Origin of the sequence: Lentzea miocenica (genome assembly GCF_033949945.1) — a bacterium.
Lineage (GTDB): Bacteria > Actinomycetota > Actinomycetes > Mycobacteriales > Pseudonocardiaceae > Lentzea > Lentzea miocenica.
Genome location: NZ_JAXAVW010000013.1, coordinates 115,816 through 132,255, shown reverse-complemented (window position 1 = coordinate 132,255; position 16,440 = coordinate 115,816). Strand labels below are relative to the sequence as shown.

General features: G+C 70.1%; 14 protein-coding genes. 4 read left to right on the top strand and 10 right to left on the bottom strand.

Annotated features, from left to right (window positions below; translation table 11 throughout):
- Nucleotides 1–119 precede the first annotated feature (119 nt).
- Together SK803_RS17390 and SK803_RS17385 are read left to right on the top strand one after the other, a co-directional pair.
- Nucleotides 120–1,574: a sugar transferase gene (locus SK803_RS17390; protein ID WP_319967056.1), complete on the top strand. Its 1,455-nt coding sequence runs from the start codon at nucleotides 120–122 to the stop codon at nucleotides 1,572–1,574.
- Nucleotides 1,571–2,791: a putative glycoside hydrolase family 15 protein gene (locus SK803_RS17385; RefSeq protein WP_319967055.1), complete on the top strand. Its 1,221-nt coding sequence runs from the start codon at nucleotides 1,571–1,573 to the stop codon at nucleotides 2,789–2,791. Before SK803_RS17390 ends, SK803_RS17385 begins: the two co-directional genes overlap by 4 nt.
- Here SK803_RS17385 and SK803_RS17380 read toward each other — a convergent pair.
- Genes SK803_RS17380 through SK803_RS17340 form a run of 9 tightly spaced genes read right to left on the bottom strand, consistent with a single transcriptional unit; the run spans nucleotide 2,772 to nucleotide 12,408 of the window.
- On the bottom strand, nucleotides 2,772–3,869 hold the full coding sequence (locus SK803_RS17380; protein ID WP_319967054.1) for a glycosyltransferase family 4 protein: 1,098 nt from the start codon (nucleotides 3,867–3,869) through the stop codon (nucleotides 2,772–2,774). The two genes, SK803_RS17385 and SK803_RS17380, sit on opposite strands and share 20 nt — an antisense overlap.
- Nucleotides 3,866–4,930, bottom strand: coding sequence for a glycosyltransferase (locus tag SK803_RS17375; protein WP_319967052.1), 1,065 nt, complete (start codon nucleotides 4,928–4,930; stop codon nucleotides 3,866–3,868). The genes SK803_RS17380 and SK803_RS17375 overlap by 4 nt, the downstream gene beginning before the upstream one ends.
- A complete protein-coding gene (locus SK803_RS17370) occupies nucleotides 4,927–6,327 on the bottom strand; it encodes an oligosaccharide flippase family protein (protein ID WP_319967051.1) in 1,401 nt (466 codons plus the stop codon). The genes SK803_RS17375 and SK803_RS17370 overlap by 4 nt, the downstream gene beginning before the upstream one ends.
- Complete coding sequence (locus tag SK803_RS17365) at nucleotides 6,324–7,592, bottom strand: glycosyltransferase family 87 protein (protein WP_319967050.1); 1,269 nt, start codon at nucleotides 7,590–7,592, stop codon at nucleotides 6,324–6,326. Before SK803_RS17365 ends, SK803_RS17370 begins: the two co-directional genes overlap by 4 nt.
- A complete protein-coding gene (locus SK803_RS17360; RefSeq protein ID WP_319967049.1) occupies nucleotides 7,589–8,443 on the bottom strand; it encodes a hypothetical protein in 855 nt (284 codons plus the stop codon). The genes SK803_RS17365 and SK803_RS17360 overlap by 4 nt, the downstream gene beginning before the upstream one ends.
- Nucleotides 8,440–9,474, bottom strand: coding sequence for a glycosyltransferase (locus SK803_RS17355; RefSeq protein ID WP_319967048.1), 1,035 nt, complete (start codon nucleotides 9,472–9,474; stop codon nucleotides 8,440–8,442). The genes SK803_RS17360 and SK803_RS17355 overlap by 4 nt, the downstream gene beginning before the upstream one ends.
- Nucleotides 9,456–10,652, bottom strand: coding sequence for an O-antigen ligase family protein (locus SK803_RS17350; RefSeq protein ID WP_319967047.1), 1,197 nt, complete (start codon nucleotides 10,650–10,652; stop codon nucleotides 9,456–9,458). The genes SK803_RS17355 and SK803_RS17350 overlap by 19 nt, the downstream gene beginning before the upstream one ends.
- Nucleotides 10,643–11,587 (bottom strand): polysaccharide deacetylase family protein, encoded by a 945-nt coding sequence (locus tag SK803_RS17345; protein WP_319967046.1) that lies wholly within the window; start codon nucleotides 11,585–11,587, stop codon nucleotides 10,643–10,645. Before SK803_RS17345 ends, SK803_RS17350 begins: the two co-directional genes overlap by 10 nt.
- On the bottom strand, nucleotides 11,584–12,408 hold the full coding sequence (locus SK803_RS17340; protein WP_319967045.1) for a hypothetical protein: 825 nt from the start codon (nucleotides 12,406–12,408) through the stop codon (nucleotides 11,584–11,586). The genes SK803_RS17345 and SK803_RS17340 overlap by 4 nt, the downstream gene beginning before the upstream one ends.
- A 111-nt stretch (nucleotides 12,409–12,519) precedes the next feature.
- Here SK803_RS17340 and wecB point away from each other — a divergent pair, with 111 nt between their 5' ends.
- A complete protein-coding gene (gene wecB / locus SK803_RS17335; protein ID WP_319967044.1) occupies nucleotides 12,520–13,629 on the top strand; it encodes a non-hydrolyzing UDP-N-acetylglucosamine 2-epimerase in 1,110 nt (369 codons plus the stop codon).
- Here the strand turns inward: wecB and fxsT are convergent, their stop codons facing one another.
- Entirely contained in the window at nucleotides 13,630–16,086 is a 2,457-nt protein-coding gene (gene fxsT, locus SK803_RS17330; protein ID WP_319967043.1) for an FxSxx-COOH system tetratricopeptide repeat protein, read from the bottom strand.
- A 182-nt stretch (nucleotides 16,087–16,268) separates the two neighbouring features.
- On the opposite strand from fxsT, the gene SK803_RS17325 reads away from it, so the two are divergent.
- Nucleotides 16,269–16,430 (top strand): hypothetical protein, encoded by a 162-nt coding sequence (locus tag SK803_RS17325; RefSeq protein WP_167979048.1) that lies wholly within the window; start codon nucleotides 16,269–16,271, stop codon nucleotides 16,428–16,430.
- Nucleotides 16,431–16,440: the final 10 nt, after the last annotated feature.

Sequence of the window (16,440 nt, the reverse complement as noted above, 5' to 3'; positions counted from 1 at the left end):
CGCGTTCGTCTGGAACACCAAAGGGGGAAGCTTGATACCTGAAACGGTGATTTCACATCTCAAGTTCACTCTTTCGAGTAGTTCCGCAGCAAAAACTCCTTCGATCGGATGATCTTCTAATGAGGCGATTCTCGGCGGTGGCCGTTCAGACCGCACCAGTGCCGGCGGACGACGTGCAGGAGGTCGACCGCCGGCGACCGCCGCCGCGCCGCGGCGGACCAGAGCGCCGCCGGGCCAGGGACCTGCTCAGCCGGGTGAACGCGGTCGCGGTGCTGCTCGTCCTCGTCGACAGCGGCACGCTGGCGGCGGTGTGCCTGGACCGCCGGATCGGGTGGGCGTGGGGCGGGGCGATCGCCGTGACCGTGCTCACGATCAGGGCGGCCTGGCGGGTCTATCGCCGGCGCCTGTGGCTGTCGTGGCTGCAGGACCTGCCCCGGTCCGCGGCGAGCTCGGCATTGGCCTTCGCGCTGCTCACCGGCATCGGCCTGATCAGCGGCGCGCCCCCGCGGGAGGTCGTCGCCGTGCAGTGGGCGATGATCGCGTTCGCGCTGGTCATCGAGCCGATCAGGTGGTGCGTGTTCGCGTTCGGCCGGTGGTGCAGGCGGCGGTTCGACCGCTGCGACCGCACGATCATCGTGGGCGCGGGCGAGGTCGGCGTGAACCTCGCCAGGACGATGCTGGAGCACCCCCAGTTCGGCCTGCGGCCTGTCGCGTTCGCCGACTCCGGTCCCGATCCCGACCGGCACGCGCCGGGCCTGGAGGTCATCGACGGGGACCTGGCCGAAGCGATCGTCCGGCTGCGGGCGGGCACTGTCGTGCTCGCGTTCTCGCACACCCGCGACTCACCGCTGGTGGACGCGGCCATCACCGCCCACCGGCTGGGCTGCTCGACGCTCGTCGTGCCCCGCATGTACGAGCTGCACCCCGACGGCCCCGGCATCGAACGGCTGCGCAGCTACCCGCTGATGCGCCTGGGCACCGCGCCGACCAGCAGGCCCACCTGGTGGATCAAGCGCGCGGCGGACCTGCTGCTGGCGGCGATCGCCCTGGTCGTGTTGTCGCCGGTCATCGGCCTGTGCGCGCTCGCCGTGCTGGTCGAGAGCGGCCGGCCGCTGTTCTTCCGGCAGGTCCGCGTCGGCATGAACGGCCGCACGTTCGTCCTGTACAAGATCCGCAGCGTCCGGCAGTCCGGTGAGGACGACTCGCAGGTCAAGTGGTCGGTCGTGGGTGATTCCCGGGTCGGCCCGGTCGGCCGGTTCCTGCGCAGGACGTCATTGGACGAGCTGCCCCAGTTGTGGAACGTCCTGCGCGGCGACATGTGCGTGGTCGGGCCGCGGCCGGAGCGTCCGGGTTTCGTTCGCGAGTTCTCGGCCATTCACGAGCTATATTGGGCTCGCCATCGCGTTCCGACCGGCCTGACGGGGCTCGCTCAGGTGCACGGGTTGCGCGGTGACACCTCAATCGCAGACAGGTCTCGATATGACAACTACTACATCGCGAATTGGTCGTTGTGGCTTGACCTGAGGATTCTACTGATGACAGCGGGTGAGTTGTGTTGCCGCAGAAATCGTTGATCCGTCGATTCACCGGTGTTGTTCTCGTGCTCGCCACGAGCGCCGCCTGCACGGTCAGCGCGGCCACCGAACCGATCATCAACGGGCCGGCGCCGAGACCTCTCGCGCCGTGCGCGTGGTGGTACGGCATCGGCGACTCGCCCGCGCCGTGGGAGATCAGGTCCGCCGCCGAGCACTACGACGTCGTGGTGCTCAACGCGTGGGAGACCGCGGCCATGCGCAAGATCCACGAGCTGAACCGCAACGTGAAGGTCCTGGTGTACAAGGACTTCTCCAGCGCCAGGAACTACTCGGGGGCCATCGAGGGTGGTCGTGACGCGAAGTACCTGCCCACCGGGGTCGGCTTCTTCGCGACCGAACAGGCGCACCCCGAGTGGTTCGCCCAGGACACCGCCGCGAAGCGCATCGAGTGGACCGGCTACCCGAAGCACTGGCAGATGGCCGTGTGGGACAAGACCTACCAGCAGGCGTGGACGGACGCGGTCGTCGGCGAGGTGGTCCGCGAGGGCTGGGACGGGGTGCTGGCGGACAACGACTTCAGCTCGCTGAAGTACTACTCGCCGGCCCTGCTCAAGGGCACCGCCGACGCCGCGGCGACCGACAGGTTGCTGCGGGAGGGTCTCGACGGCCTGCTCGAACTGGCCGGTGCCGCCCTGGAGAAGTCCGGGAAGATGCTGGTGCCCAACGTGTCGGAGTCCCAGCTGACGCCCGGCCGGTGGTCGGCGCACTCCCGGTACGCGGGCGCGATGGAGGAGAACTTCGGTCTGCGCGGCGACGACGGCACCGGCGAGCTGATCACGTTCAACGGCAACCAGTTCAAGGAGCAGCGCGCCCAGGCCGCGCTCGGCGAGTCCTGGTTGCTGCTCATCACGCACACGAAGTCGGACCAGGAGGAACGCGTCGGATACGCGTCCGCCGCGCTCCTCGCGAGCCCGCACACGTGCTGGACCAGGGCGAACCCCGACTACAAGAGCCCGTACTGGTCGCTCTACCAGGACGCGAGACTCGGTGAGGCCCGCGAGACGGCCAACCGCATGCCATCCGGGGTGTGGACGCGGCTCTTCACCGGCGGCTGGGTGGCCGTGAACCCGACGAAGGAGGCCGTGCGGCTGACTCCTCCGGCGGGCCTGTTCACGATGCAGGGCGAGGCGGCCCCGACGGAGCTGAACCTCCCGCCCGCGGACGCCGCGGTGCTGGTCAGTTCACAGCGGCGGTGAGCTTGCGGTACAGGTCGAGGTGACGCCGTGCGCACACCTCGGCCGTGAACCGCTCGCGGGCCCGCATCGCCAGCCTCTCGCCTGTTCCGGCGGGATCGGGATCGGCGAACAGGTCGCGCAGCTTCGTGGCGAGCGCGGCCACGTCGCCGGGGCGCGGGCAGTCGGTACCGGGAATGCCCAGCATGTCGGCCACGCCACCGGTGTCGGTCGCCACCACGGGTTTGCCCGCCGCCATGGCTTCCGCGACCACGAGCGGCTGTTGTTCCATTGTGGACGGCAGCACCAGCGCGTCGTGTTCCAGCAGCAGCTCGGGAACGTCGGTCCGGAAGCCGGCGAAGTTCACCCGGCTCGCGAGGCCCCTGCGGACCGCCCGGCCTTCCGCCTGCGTCCTCTGTGGACCATCGCCGACGACGGTGAGCGTCGCGTCCTCCGGCATCGTGGACTCCAGCGCGTCCAGCAGGGTCAGCAAGCCCTTGCGTTCGACGAGCAGGCCCACGAACACCAGCTTGCGCACCGGACCGGCGGGTGGACTCGCCGCGCCGACGTCGACGCAGTTGTCGATGTGGGTCATGCGGTGTGGCGGCACGTACAGCCGTTCGCGCAGGAACCGGCCCATCTCCCTGGCGGGTACCACGGTCCGGTGCACAACTCGGGCAACGGCGGCGTCGGCGGCGAGCACGGCCCGTGTGTAGGCGGGCGGCGGTTCCGCGCCTCGCACGTTGCGGAACCACTGCTCGCCCACGTCGTCCGGCACGCCGTGGTAGGTGTGCGCGATCTTCGTGCCGGTGGTGGCGAGAGCGGCGCTCACCAGCCCGGCCCTGCGGTCCTGGGCGTGCACGACGTCCGGCCGCCACGCTTTGAGCGCCGCGCGTGCCTGTCGTGCGGCGCGCATGTCTCCCTTGCGGGGGACGAGGATCTCCTCCAGGTACGGGTCGATCAGCTCGGCACCGCGCCGGGGCCGGGGGCCGAACACGCGCACTTCGGCGTCGCCGGACTTGGCGAGCGCGGCGGCCAGGCGCACCGTGACGTCCACCGGCCCGCCGCTGTCCTGGGTGAGCAGGTAGGCGATCCGTGTCATCGTCGTCCTTCCGTGGAGACCAGCTTTTCGGTGAGCGTCACGATCTGACTGGTCATGCGGTCGCGGTCGAACAGGGTCTCGGCCCTCACGCGCCCGCGTTTGCCTTCCGCGGCCGCGAGTTCGGGGTCCGCGAGCCTGATCGCAATCGCTTGCGCCAGGGCTTTCGTGTCGTTCTCGGGGACCACCTCGCCCGCGTCCCCCAGGCTTTGCTCGACGCCTTCCACGTCGAACGCGACGACTGAGCGTCCGCAGGCCATGGCTTCCAGCGGCACCAACGCCATGCCTTCGGCGCGTGAGGGCAGGACCACGACGTCCGCTCGTTCGTAGAAGTCGGACACCTGGTCGCTGTGTCCGTGCCAGTGCACCTGTGGGTGGTTGACGGCTTTGAGCGTTGCGGCCATCGGGCCGTCGCCGACGATCAGGAGCCGGGCGTCCGGAACCCTCTCGAGCACCTGGGGCCAGGCTTGGAGCAGCAGGTCCTGGCCTTTCTGGTGGGCCACCCGGCCGACGCACACCGCTGTGGGTGTGTCGTCGGCTTTGGGTTCCGGGTGGAGCCGTTGGGTGTCGACGCCGTTGCAGACGACTTCCGCTGGTGCTGTTACTCCCGCGGTGCGGCCTGCTGCCAGTTCGTCGTCGCTCACGCACACGAGCAGGTGGGTCCAGCGGGAGGCCAGTGCTTCCCAACGTCGGCAGGCGCGGCTCAGCAGGCCTTCTGCGATGCGGAACGACCACAGGTGCGGTTGGAAGAGCGTCGGCGTCCTGCCGCGGGTGACGAGCCTGCCCAGTCCGGCCTTGGAGCTGTGCAGGTGCACGAGGTCCGGGTCGAGCCGCTGGAGTGTTTTGCGCAGAGACAGGAGTTCTAGTGCCGTGCGGGGGCCGGGGGAGCGGGTCGCGTGCCACGGGTGGACCGGGATTCCGGCCTTCTGTGCCTGGTGGGTCAGCCAGCCCGGTGGACACGCGATGCTGACGTCCCAGCCTCGTCGTTGCTGGGCCTTGGCCAGTTCCAGGACCACGACGGCGACTCCGGCCTCGACCGGTTGCGTCACGTGGACGATCTTCACGTGCGCTCCTTCAGTCCGATGAGGACGGTGCGGTTGGCCGGCAGGGCGATCGCGCAGTACGCGGCGAGCAGCAGCAGGCCGGTGGCGGCGAGGCCGGCGACGCCGGTGGGGTCCGGCAGGAACGTGCTGAGGCCGAAGCAGAGAAGGGCTCCGGCCGCGACGTTCGCCACCGTGCGGGCGAGGCGGGGGAGGGGGAACGCGAGGCCGTTGCGGGCCAGCACCAGCCAGGTCACCGGGACCAGCAGCCACACGACGACCAGCTGGGTGGTGGCGACCGCTTCGGCGCCGTGCCGGGTGGTGAACGCCAGTGCGGTCAACAGCGTGACGAGGTGGGCTGCTTCGAGGGCGAGGTACTGGCGCGCGTGCCCGGCGGCCCTGATCACCTGGTACCAGACGTGCAGCAGGCTCAGCCCGAGGCCGTAGCCGCACAACAGGACCAGCGTCTTCGTGGCCGAGGCCCACTGCTCGCCGAGGATCGTGATGCCGTCGGAAAGCAGCGCGACGGTGACGTACAGGCCACCGGTGATCACCAGAGTGGCCACGGTGAAGCGGTGCGACGGGAGTTCGCCGCGGCGTCCGTTGCGGATGAGGTCGGCGCAGATCGGGAACAACACGCCGCCCAGCACGACCGCGACCATGATGTACGGCACCCAGGCGATCCGGAACGCGAGTGAGTACCCGCCGACCGCTTCAGGCCCGAGCACGTGCCCGATCGCGAGGTAGTCGACGTTGATCAGCAGGACCGCGATCAGCGCACCGGGTCCGACCACCGCGATCCACCGCGATGCTTCCGCCGCGGCCTCTTTGTCCCAGGTGGGGCGAATCCGTGCTCCTGCAACGGCGGCGAGGACCGGTTGTGCCACGGCTGTGCAGAGGAGGCCCAGGACGAGTGCCGTGGGGCCTGTTCCGGTGGCGGCGAGCGACACGGTGGTGATGGCTCCCAGCAGCATGCCGCCCGCGTCCGGCAACATCCGCCGCCGGAAGTCGAGGTTGCGGTGCATCAACGCCATCTGCACCCCACCCGCCGCGGTGAACGGCAACGTGAGCGCGGCGAGCCGCAACATCTGGGCCGCCTCGGGCGCGCCGAGGGCTGTGGTGATCGGGTTCGCGGCGGCGATCACCACGACGGCGATCGCCGTTCCGGCCGCGATGCTCATCGTGAGCACGGTCCCCGCCGTCCTGGCCGGGTCCAGCGCGGTGCGGCTGACGATGTCGTACACGCCCATCGCCTGAACGACCTGGCCGATGTTGACGACCGACACCACGAGCGCCACCGCACCGAGGTCGGCCTCGGTGAGGAACAGCGCGAGCGCCAGCGTCACGACGATCTGACTGCTCTTGCTGACCAGGTTGACCGCGAAGAGCCACAGCGAGCCCCGCACCGCCACGTCGGTCATGCGGTGCGCCGGGTGAGCTTTGCCGCGAACACCGCCAGCACCACCCAGGCCGCGACAACGGCCACCCCGTCCACCGTGACCGCGGCCCGCGCGCCGAGCAGGCCTTTCACCGCCGTGTCAACGAAGTGCAGATGCGCGAACGGAACCACGACCAGCAGCGCCGCGACCGCAGCCCACCGCCAGTGGTTCTCCTTCCGCTTGTGCCAGCACACGACCGCGAGTGCCATCAGGGCCGGAACCGCGATCAGCACGTCGCCCGGCTGATGCACGAGCGCGACCACGATGCCCAGGCACGTCAGCACGTCCGCCGCCGCGGACCCTTCCTCGTGCCGGTCGAGCCGGCGGGCGAGGACGGCGGTGACCGCCAGAACCCCGCACAACGCCAGGAGTTCCGCCGCAGGTGGCAACCATCCGGTGGTGCGGAAGAACACGGCCGGCAGGTCCACGCGTTGCGCCGTCATCGAGTCGACCGCGCCGTACCCGGTGTGGCTGGCGTGGGCGAGGTTGCGGGAGATGACGTCGAGGAACTCGCCGATCCCACCACCGCGCACGACCAGCAGCGCGGCCACCGGCAAGCTCGCCGCCGCGGCGATCCCGGTGCCCATGAGCGCGACCTTCCGGTCACCGCGCACGAACATCAGCAACGCCAGCGGCAACCCGAACTGGGGCTTCAGCCACGCCAGCGCCAGCGCCACCGACGCCCAGCCGGGGTTCCTGGTGCGCAACAACAACGCACCGGCCGCCCCGACCGCGATCAACGGGTTGACCTGGCCGACGTACATCTGGGCCTTGCCGACCTGACTGGTGACCAGCAGCGTGCTGATCACGACGGTTCCGGCGATCAGCGGGAGGCGGGCTCCGGCCGAGGCCATGACGGCGAGACCGATGAGCAGCACCAGGCAGGCCAGCGCGAACGCCACCGCGCCGACCCGGTAGTCGGGCAGCGCGAACGGCAGGTGCAGCACCAGGTGGTAGGGCTGATAGAGGTTGAAGTTCTGGCGCACTGGCCAATGCGCGAACATCACGGCGGGGTCGTAGGGGTTGCCGCCGTTGAGGAGCTCGCGGATGGGGAAGTACAGCGCGTCGCGGAAGTCCTGCATGCGCTCTTCCGGCAGGTTCGCCGCGGTGGGGATCGGGACTTCCCAGGACGGCTTCAGCGCACGGACGGCGCTCACGGTGCCGGCCAGGGCGACCAGGGCGACGAGGACCTTCTTGCCGAGGCTCGCGCGGTTGGTCAGCAGATCGGCGGGCTTGGTCGCGGTCATGCCAGCACCACCGCCACGACCACCGAGGACGCGGGCAGCACCGCGAGAGCCGTCGCGAGGTCGTTGCGCCGGCCACGGTCGTTCGCCGCCACCGCGATCACGGCCGTGCCGTCCGCGGGTTCGGAAGCCTTGTCCGGCAACGTCCGCGCCAACTCCTCTGCGCGTTCGGCCAACTCCGGGCTGACGGCCAGCACCCGCACCGGACGTGCGGCCGCCGCGCACAACGTCGTGAGCCGATCCATCAGGTCCGGGTCGTCGTCCTGCGCCACCACTACGGGGTGGGCGATGCCCGCGGTGGCGAGGACGCCGCGGACGGGGTTGCCGCTCAGGCGCCGCAGAGCCGCGACGGCGACACCGGCTATCACGGCGGCCACCAGTGCCAGTCCGGAGGCCAGGCGCCAGTCCGGCGACACGGAGGTGGTCTCTGGCTGGGGGTCGACCAGGCGGAACCGGGCGGCGGGTGCCAGCAGGTCGGCGTCGATCACGGCTTTGGCCACGGCGGAGACCGCCGCGGCGGCGTGGTCGGCCGTGTCGGCGCGCACGGAGATGCGGGCCACGCCGGACGCGGGGACGAGTTCGACCGCGATGGCGTCGGACAGCCGGGCAGGCGTGGTACCGGCCGCGCGGGACGCGATGTCGAGGACCGAGGGGCTGCGGACCAGCTGGACCACGGCGGGCGTGGCCAGTGAGGTGACCTCGCCGAACTGGCCGCTGTCCGGTGTGGACGGTGTGGCGAGCAGGGCCAGCCTGCCCTCGCTCTCGCCGCCGCGCAGGGAGACCGCCAGCAGCACGAGCGCGCCCACCGCGACGGCGGCCAGCACCCCTTCCAGAACGGCTCTGGGAACCTTCATCGTCCCTCCAGGACGGTGCGGAGAAGTTCGTCGTAGGACTTCATCAACGTGTGAGCGTCGGTCGAGCCGTCGCGCGAGGTGGCCACCGCGCGGGCGACCGGGGAGTGGAGCAGGTCGCGCAACGCCTTCGCGGTCGAGGCGGGGTCCCGGCGTGGCACCAGCACTCCGCCGCCGCCGGACAGGACCTCGCGCACTCCGTCCACATCGGACGCGACGATCGGGCGGCCGGCGGCCAGCGACTCGAGCAGCGCGATCGGCATGCCCTCCCAGTCGCTGGTCAGGACGGTGACGTCGGCGGCCTCCAGCAGGTCGCGGACGTCGGTGCGGGTGCCCAGGAACCGGACGCGACCGTCGGCCCGCCCCTCGAGCGCCGCCCGCAGGCTGCCGTCGCCGGCCAGCCACAGCTCGGCGTCGCCGGGGACCTTCGCCCACGCGTCCAGCAGCACGTCGTGGCGCTTCTGCGGTTCCAGCCGGGCCGGGCAGAGCGCGACCGGCACGTCCAACGGAGTTCCGAGGGACCTCCGCACGGTCTCCCGATCCACCTGGGGCAGCGTGGGGATGACCGCGTTGGGGATCACCACCACGGAGTCCAGCCCGGCGTCGAGCAACCGTGAGGCCGAAGCCGAAGCGACGGCGACAACGCAGGAAGACACGCGCCGCAGAACCCGCACGGCACCGGGTACGTCAGCCTCGGCGACACCGTGGAAGACCGTCACCAGAGGCCTGCGAGGAGCCGCGATCCGGGCGACCAGGCTCGCGGACACGTTGTGCGCCAGCACGACGTCCGGCCGGAACCGGCGCACGGCGCCCCGAGTCGCCAACGCCGCCCGCAGGACACCCACGGGAGACCTGCGCGCGAGAGGCACGTCGAACACGGGCACACCGTTGGCGCGCAACGCATCGGCGCGGAAGCCGCCGCCGCTCGCGACCGCGGACTCCCAGCCGACGTCGGAGCCCGCCGAGGCCATGCCGGCCACGAGCGCCTCCGCACCGCCCGCGCCCATCTCGCTGATCACGTGGAGAACGCGCATCGACTCTCCTTCTGCGACGATTTCTGCGATGAGTTCCGGGCCCGCACTTCGATCGCGACCGCGATGGCGACGAGCGACCACAGGGGCAGGTAGTACTGCTCGGACAGGAAGATCGACGCGACCAGCACGGCGATCAGCGCCGCCTGCACGGCCACCGCCTCCCGCCGGTCCGCCACGATCCGCGACGCCCGCTCACTCGCGACGAAACCGACCGCGATCAACCCGATCAGCAGCGCGAAACCGGGCAGCCCCAGCTCCGCGGCCACTTCGAGGAACAGGTTGTGCGCCACCGGGGTCTGTTCGTCGATCTCCGCGTTGTGCGACGCCGCCGCGTACTCCTGGCGGAACCCTCCGGGGCCGACGCCGAGCACCGGCGCGTCGGTCAACATCCGCGCGGCCGCCTGCCAGCGCAGCATCCTGGTGTCGGCGTTGGTCCCGGCGATGTGGCTCTTCTCCTGGAACGCGCGCGACAGTTCCGCCTGCGCCACCCCGGCGAACACCAGTGCCGCCAGCCCCGTCACCGCCGCGGTGACGACCACCGCGCGGACCGGCAGGGCGCGGCGCACGATCAGCCACACCAGCGCGCAGGCCAGCGCGATGCCGCCGCCGCGGGAGAAGGTCGCCGCCGTGCCCGCCACCAGCACCGCGCCCAGCAACAACAACACGATCCGCGACCGGCCCCGAGCCGGCAGCGCGACCAGCAGCGGCAGCGCGCCCACGAGGAAGAACGCCAGGTCGTTGGGATCTTCCAGCGGACCGGTCGCGCGCAGCTCACCGCCGAAGAGACTGACCAGCCCACCGGCCGCCGCCACGACCGCACCGGCGACGCACGCGGCGAGCAGCGCCCGCACCGGCACCTCCCGCGCGGCCACGTCGGCGAGCACCACCGTGATCACCAGGAACGGCACCCACCGCACCAGGTATTCGACGGTGAACGGCTCGGCCACGTGCACCGCGGAGGTGGTCAGCAGCACCACCGCCAGCAAGGCCAGCAACAGGTGCAGCGGATGCGGCGCGGGCAACCGCCGGTGCCGGACCAGCGAGATCACCCACACGCCGATCAACGCCGCGGGCACGGCCTTGGCCAGTTGCCCGTGCACCTCCAGCAGATAACCCTCCAGCGGGGCCAGCGCCACCGTCGCGCAGGCGAGGACCCGCAGCAGGAAGGTCAGCCACATGCGACCGGATCCCGTTCGCGCAGCCCGGAAATCGCGGCACGGGCGACGTGCTCGCCGGTACCGACCACGTCGAAGTGCTTGCGCAGCAACGACAACACCCAGTCCAGCAACGCGACCTTCTCGTGACCGGGCACCGCCATGCCGGGGAAGAACTCCATGCCGGGCGCCTCCGCGGCCGAGAGCACGTCGGTCGGATGCAGCAGCAGCGACGGGGACACGTTCCTGATCAGGCACAACCGCAGCGCCGTGCGGAAGTACCCGCGAGCGAGCGCGGGTGAGATCTGGTGCAGCTGCAACAGGTACGCGCCGTGGATCGGGATCCTCAGCAACGGCATCGTGGTCACCGGCAGCTCGACCAACCCGTTGTCACGCCAGCGGTACGCGGTGTTCGGCGCTCGAACGCGACCGAAACCACCGAACAGGTCCTTGCCGCCGTCGGTCGAGCCCGCGGTCCGGTTGTGGTACGCGCGAGCCAGCGGCCCGATCCAGGTCGGCAACACGCTCGCGTCGTAGCGATACCCGCGCCGGCTCAACACGTCCAGCAGCTGCGGCGTGACGCTGTAACCAGGGCCGCGGAACCCGACGGGGCGCGGCGCTCCGGCCGCGACGATCGCCTCCTCCGCGCGCACGACCTCGGCTTCGAGTTCGGTGTCCGAGTAGCGGTGCAGCCACGGCTCGTGCCGGAACGAGTGGTTGGCCACCTCGTGCCCGGCCGCGGTGATCGCCGCGACGGCCGCGGCGCCGTCGTCCCGTTCGGCATCCGCACCGACGACGAAAACCGTTGTGGTCAAGCGTTGCTCGCCGAAGACGTCCAGCAACCGGGGCACCGCGGAGGGCAGGAAGCTGGGCCGGTGCTCCCAACGCGGGTCACCGTGGGTCTTGAGGTACGCCCAGAGGTTGTCGAGGTCCAGCGACACACTGGCAACGGGCTTCATCGCTCGCTGCCCACCAGCGCGGGAGCGGGCCGGGACACGGATCCGAGCACCAGCACACCGGTCACGACCAGCAGCACGCCCAGCCCGACCCACCACTCGCGTCCCGGCGCGATCCGGTCACCCATCAGCGCGAGACCGGCGACGGAGCTGATCACCACCGTGGTCGCGTCCATCGACGCCACCGCGGACGTCGCCGAACCACGCTGCAACGCCGTGGCCAGGCACGCCTGCCCGACGAACGCGGCGATCACCATCACCCAGGTCAGCGGGTGCAGCACCAGTTCCAGCAACGGCTTGCCGGCCACCGTCCTCGCGGCCACCGCGACCACGGCGTAGGCGATGCCCGCCAGCACCGGGATCGCGACCTTCGGCAGCACCTTCGTCAGCGGGAGAACCGCCAGCGTCAGCAGCCCGAGCACGATCACCGCGGGGAGCAAAGGAAGTTCGTGAGCCGTCGACGGCGCCGCGGCACCCGTCAGCAACAGCAGACCGCACGCCATCAACACCAGCACCGCGATCTCGACGCGCCGGATCCGCCAGCCGAGCAGCAGCACGCCGATCACCGCCGCCACCCCGACCGCGCACGACGACCCGGCCTGCACCAGGTAGAGCGGCAGGGACTCACGAGCGAGGAACGCGAACAGGAATCCACCGACCTGACCGGTGAAACCCAGCAGGTACAACCGATCCGTGGCCAGCCGGGCGAGCAGCCCCACGCCGGTGCCCGGACGTTCCTCGGCCCTGCGCGCGGCGATGGTCTGGGCGACTATCCCCAGCCCGTAAAGGACAGTCGACACCGCAAGAGCCAGATGACCGGACATGGGCGGGACAGTACGACACGCCTGTACCGCAACACTTTCGAGCGATAGCCCAAGCAACGCTTTCGAGTGAATGACGCGGGCGCGGCGGGATCGATGAAGTACCTTGCGGCCGTGCGGGAAACGAACACCGTGACGATCGTGTGCGGCACCAGGCCCGAGCTGATCAAGCTGGCACCCCTGATCGACCACTTCGGCAGCGCGTGCACCATGATCTACACCGGTCAGCACTACGACCGCTCGATGTACTCGCTCATCCGCCGTGATGTGCCGGAACCGGGCGCCTTCCACGAACTGGAACTCGGCGGCCTGCGCCGCGGCGACCAACTGGGCCGCGCGGTCTCGGCGATCGACGGCGTGTTCGCCCTGCAACGCCCGGCAGCCGTCATCGTGCAGGGCGACACGACCTCGGCGCTCGCCGGCGCGTTGGCCGCCAACGCCTGCGACGTGCCGCTGGTGCACGTGGAAGCCGGCTTGCGCAGCTACGACCGCGCGATGCCAGAAGAACACAACCGCGTGCTCATCGACCACCTCTCCGACCTGTGCTGCGCGCCGACGTCGTTGAACCGCCACAACCTTCTCGCGGAAGGCGTGGCGGACGGCCGCATCGTCGTCACCGGCAACACCGTCGTGGAAGCGCTCGCCCACGCTCTGCCCAGCCAGGACGAGGAAGACGCGGCCCTGGCCGACCTGGGCCTGAAGCGCGACCGCTACGTGCTGGCCACCATCCACCGCCCGGAGAACGTCGACGACGCGCACAACCTCTCCACGATCCTGCGCGAACTCGGCGAGTTGCCGCTCCCCGTCGTGCTGCCCCTGCACCCGCGAACCGCGCAGCGCGTCTCGGCGTTCGGCCTCGAAGGTCTGCTGCACGGCCTGCAGGTGATCGAACCTCAGCCTTACCGGACGTTCCTGGCGCTGGCACACGGTTCCGCGGTGATCGTGTCGGACTCCGGCGGCATCCAGGAAGAGGTGAGCGTGCTCAAGCGGCCCGTGGTCGTGGTCCGGCGCAGCACCGAACGGCCGGAGATCGAGGGCACGTTCGGGACGCTCGTGCCTCCCGGCCCTGGCGTGGGCAGCGCGGTGATGCCGTGGCTGGACGACGTGGAGGGCCACCGGGCCGCACTGCGGGAGATCGCTTCGCCCTACGGCACGGGCTCGCCTTCGGCACAGATCGCGGACGCGGTGCGCGCGCTGATCGGCCGCGTCGGCGAACTCGTCTGATCAGTGCCTTCCCGCTGCCGGACCGGATCCCCGGACGCTGTTCAGAGCTTCCTCGAACTGCGTGATGAGCGGGTTGTTCTTGCCGAGGCTGTTGCGCATGCGGACGAGCATCCGGAGCAACATGAATCCGGCCCGCTGCGGATTCCCCGCTGACGCGGTCCACAGCGCCAGCGGCACCTGGGACATGAGTGTGACCTTGTCGTACGTGCCGCGCTGAGTGGTGAGCTGGCCGACGACGAAGGCGTGGAGGTCGCGCGCGGCGGCCGGGTGACCGGTTCTGCCCAGTGTTTCGGCGTACTCGCCCAGATACTGCATGGTGCGCTGGTCCTGTCCGCCGAATTCGGCGTTGGCGATGGTCAGCACTTCTTCGTGGATCCGCATTGCCTCGTCGAACTGATCGAGTTGCGCCAGGGCGAGTGCCAGACGACTGCGAGCCTGCAGCGTGAGCTCGTGGTCGGGGCCGAGCACACGCGTGCGCAGGGGAACCAGTTCCTCGAGGAGCCGGCGGCCTCGTTCGAACTGACCCAGTTTGAGAAGTGCGGTGGCCAGATCGTGTTGCGTGGTCAAGGTGTCGGGGTGGTCGGCACCTAACACGGTCGTCTGCGCTTCCACCAGGTCCAGCAGGACCTTGTGGGCCTGTGCCGGGGTGAAGAGGTAGGACCAGTGCGCCACGCCGTACCGCGCTCGGAGCACGCGTTCGTCATCGGGCCCGACCACCGGGGACAGGTCGTGGATCAGCGTTTTCAACATCGTGACCGCGGCGTGCAGGTCGCCCCCGTCCCCGTGCAGGAACGCGCCCTTGTAGCGCATTTCGAACGTCCGCGGATCGGTGGGGAGGTGGCTGCTCGCGGTCAGCGCGTGGCTGCGGACCTGCTTCCAGGAGTCCATCTTCCGCATGTCGAGGGGAATCTCCGGCAACGCGGACGTGATGAGTTCGCAGGCTCGGGCGGCGTGCTCGGCGTTGTCACCCAGCTGGTGTCTGGTGACGGCCTGGATGAGGCGGTGGACCGTGCAGGTGTCGTTGGCGCCGTGGGTGACGAGGCTGTGGGACAGCAGTTCGCCGACGGCTTGTCTTAGGGCGAGCTCGTCGTCCATCAACGGGTGCAGGACCGAGATCGGGATCGAGTCCGGGGCGAAGTAGGCGATCGTGTTGAGGATCAGCCTTGCGCGCGGGGAGATCTTCTCGATGGCCAGGAGCCAGGTGGTGGCGACGGTGTGCGGGTAGTCGTCCGGTTGGCCGTCGGCGTGCAGTTCGGCGCTGCGGTCCTGGTAGAGGCGCAGATAGGTGGCCAGGCCGCCTCCGTTGGAGAAGGCGAAGGACGCGGCCTGGGTGAGGGCGAGGGGCAGGCCGTCCAGTTCCGCCGCGAGCTTCGCGGCGGACTCGGTGTCGGCGTCCTGCGAGACCGTGGCGAGCAGCTCCACGGCGGCGTCGGTGCCGAGCGGGTCGATGTGGTGCACGGCGCCGGGATTGGGCCAGCGGCCGGACTGACTGGTGACCAGGACGTGGCCGTTGCCCTTCACCGGGTGGAGGCCGCGCAGGGCGGTCGAGTCCGGGAGGTTGTCGAGCACCAGCAGCCAGGGCTTCTTCTGCTGGGACAGCCACGTGTTCGCCACCTGCACGGCGTCGCGGACCAGCTTGGCCTCCGCGGCCGAGTGGACGAGTTCCAGCAGGCTCCGATACTCGCCGTCGACGGTGCCCGGGTCCTCCGCGCGGACCCACCAGACCACCTCGTAGTCGTCGAGGTGGTGTTGGGCGTAGGCGCGGGCGAGGCTCGTCTTGCCGACGCCACCCATGCCGGTGAGGACCTGGATGACAGGCGTGCGGGTCTTGCGCTGGGCGGTGAACGCCGTGCGCAGGTCGGCCAGCTCTTGGTCGCGGCCGATCACCTCGGCCATCCCCGCCACCTGCGGGGACACGATGCTGTTGAGCCCTGTGGTGGTCACGGAGGGCGTCACGGTGCCGAAGTTCGGTTTCCTGCCCAGCGGAGTCGCGGAGTACTTGGGCTCCTGCCACAGGAAGCGGAGCAGGTCTTCCGCGCCTTGTTCGGTGAAGTCCTCGACGGTGTACACCGTGGCCGTTTCCGGGGTGAGGAAGTCCGGGACTCCGCTGGTCGCCTGCCCCGGCAGTACCACGGGCACGAACTTCTGCAGGTCTTGCTGCGAGTCGTAGAAGGCGGCACGGATCAGCCGGGCCTCCCACTGGACGCCTCTTCCGGTCCGCTCGTCGACCTGGCCCTGTGATCGGAGCCGGTACTGCTCCGATGCCACGCACAGCACGACGTCCGCGTCTCGGATCTGGTCCGCCATCCACAGCGACCAGTCCTGCCGCTGACCAGCGGCGATCTGGTCCACGTGCGCGTCGATGCCGTTCTCCCGCAGGAAGGCGTACAGGTTCAGCACGACGGCGCGATGTTCAGGGGACTCCTGTGCGTAGGAGATGAACACACGCTGCGCCATTGGCCACCCCTATCTCTGCCTGCCAACTACACATCGTGCGTGCCTGCGGATGTGTTGCATCCGCCGTACGGGTGAGCGGGAAGTCCGAGCACGTCCGAGTCCGTCCGACTCGCCTTCCGCATTCCGCCGGGGCACGCCAGCGTTGGCCGCGTTCTAGCTGATCGACTGGGAGGAGCGGACCCGTGAAGCGATTCGCACAGCTGGCCGGTGAACGGCTCGTCGGACTCGTGCTGCCGAAGATCGATGCCGGTGCCTGCGTGCCGGAGCACGGGCAGTGTTGCAAGAAGGGATACCGCTTCAACTGCAACGGCATCTGCTCGTCGGTGAGCAGCAGCTGCAAGTGACACGACGGGG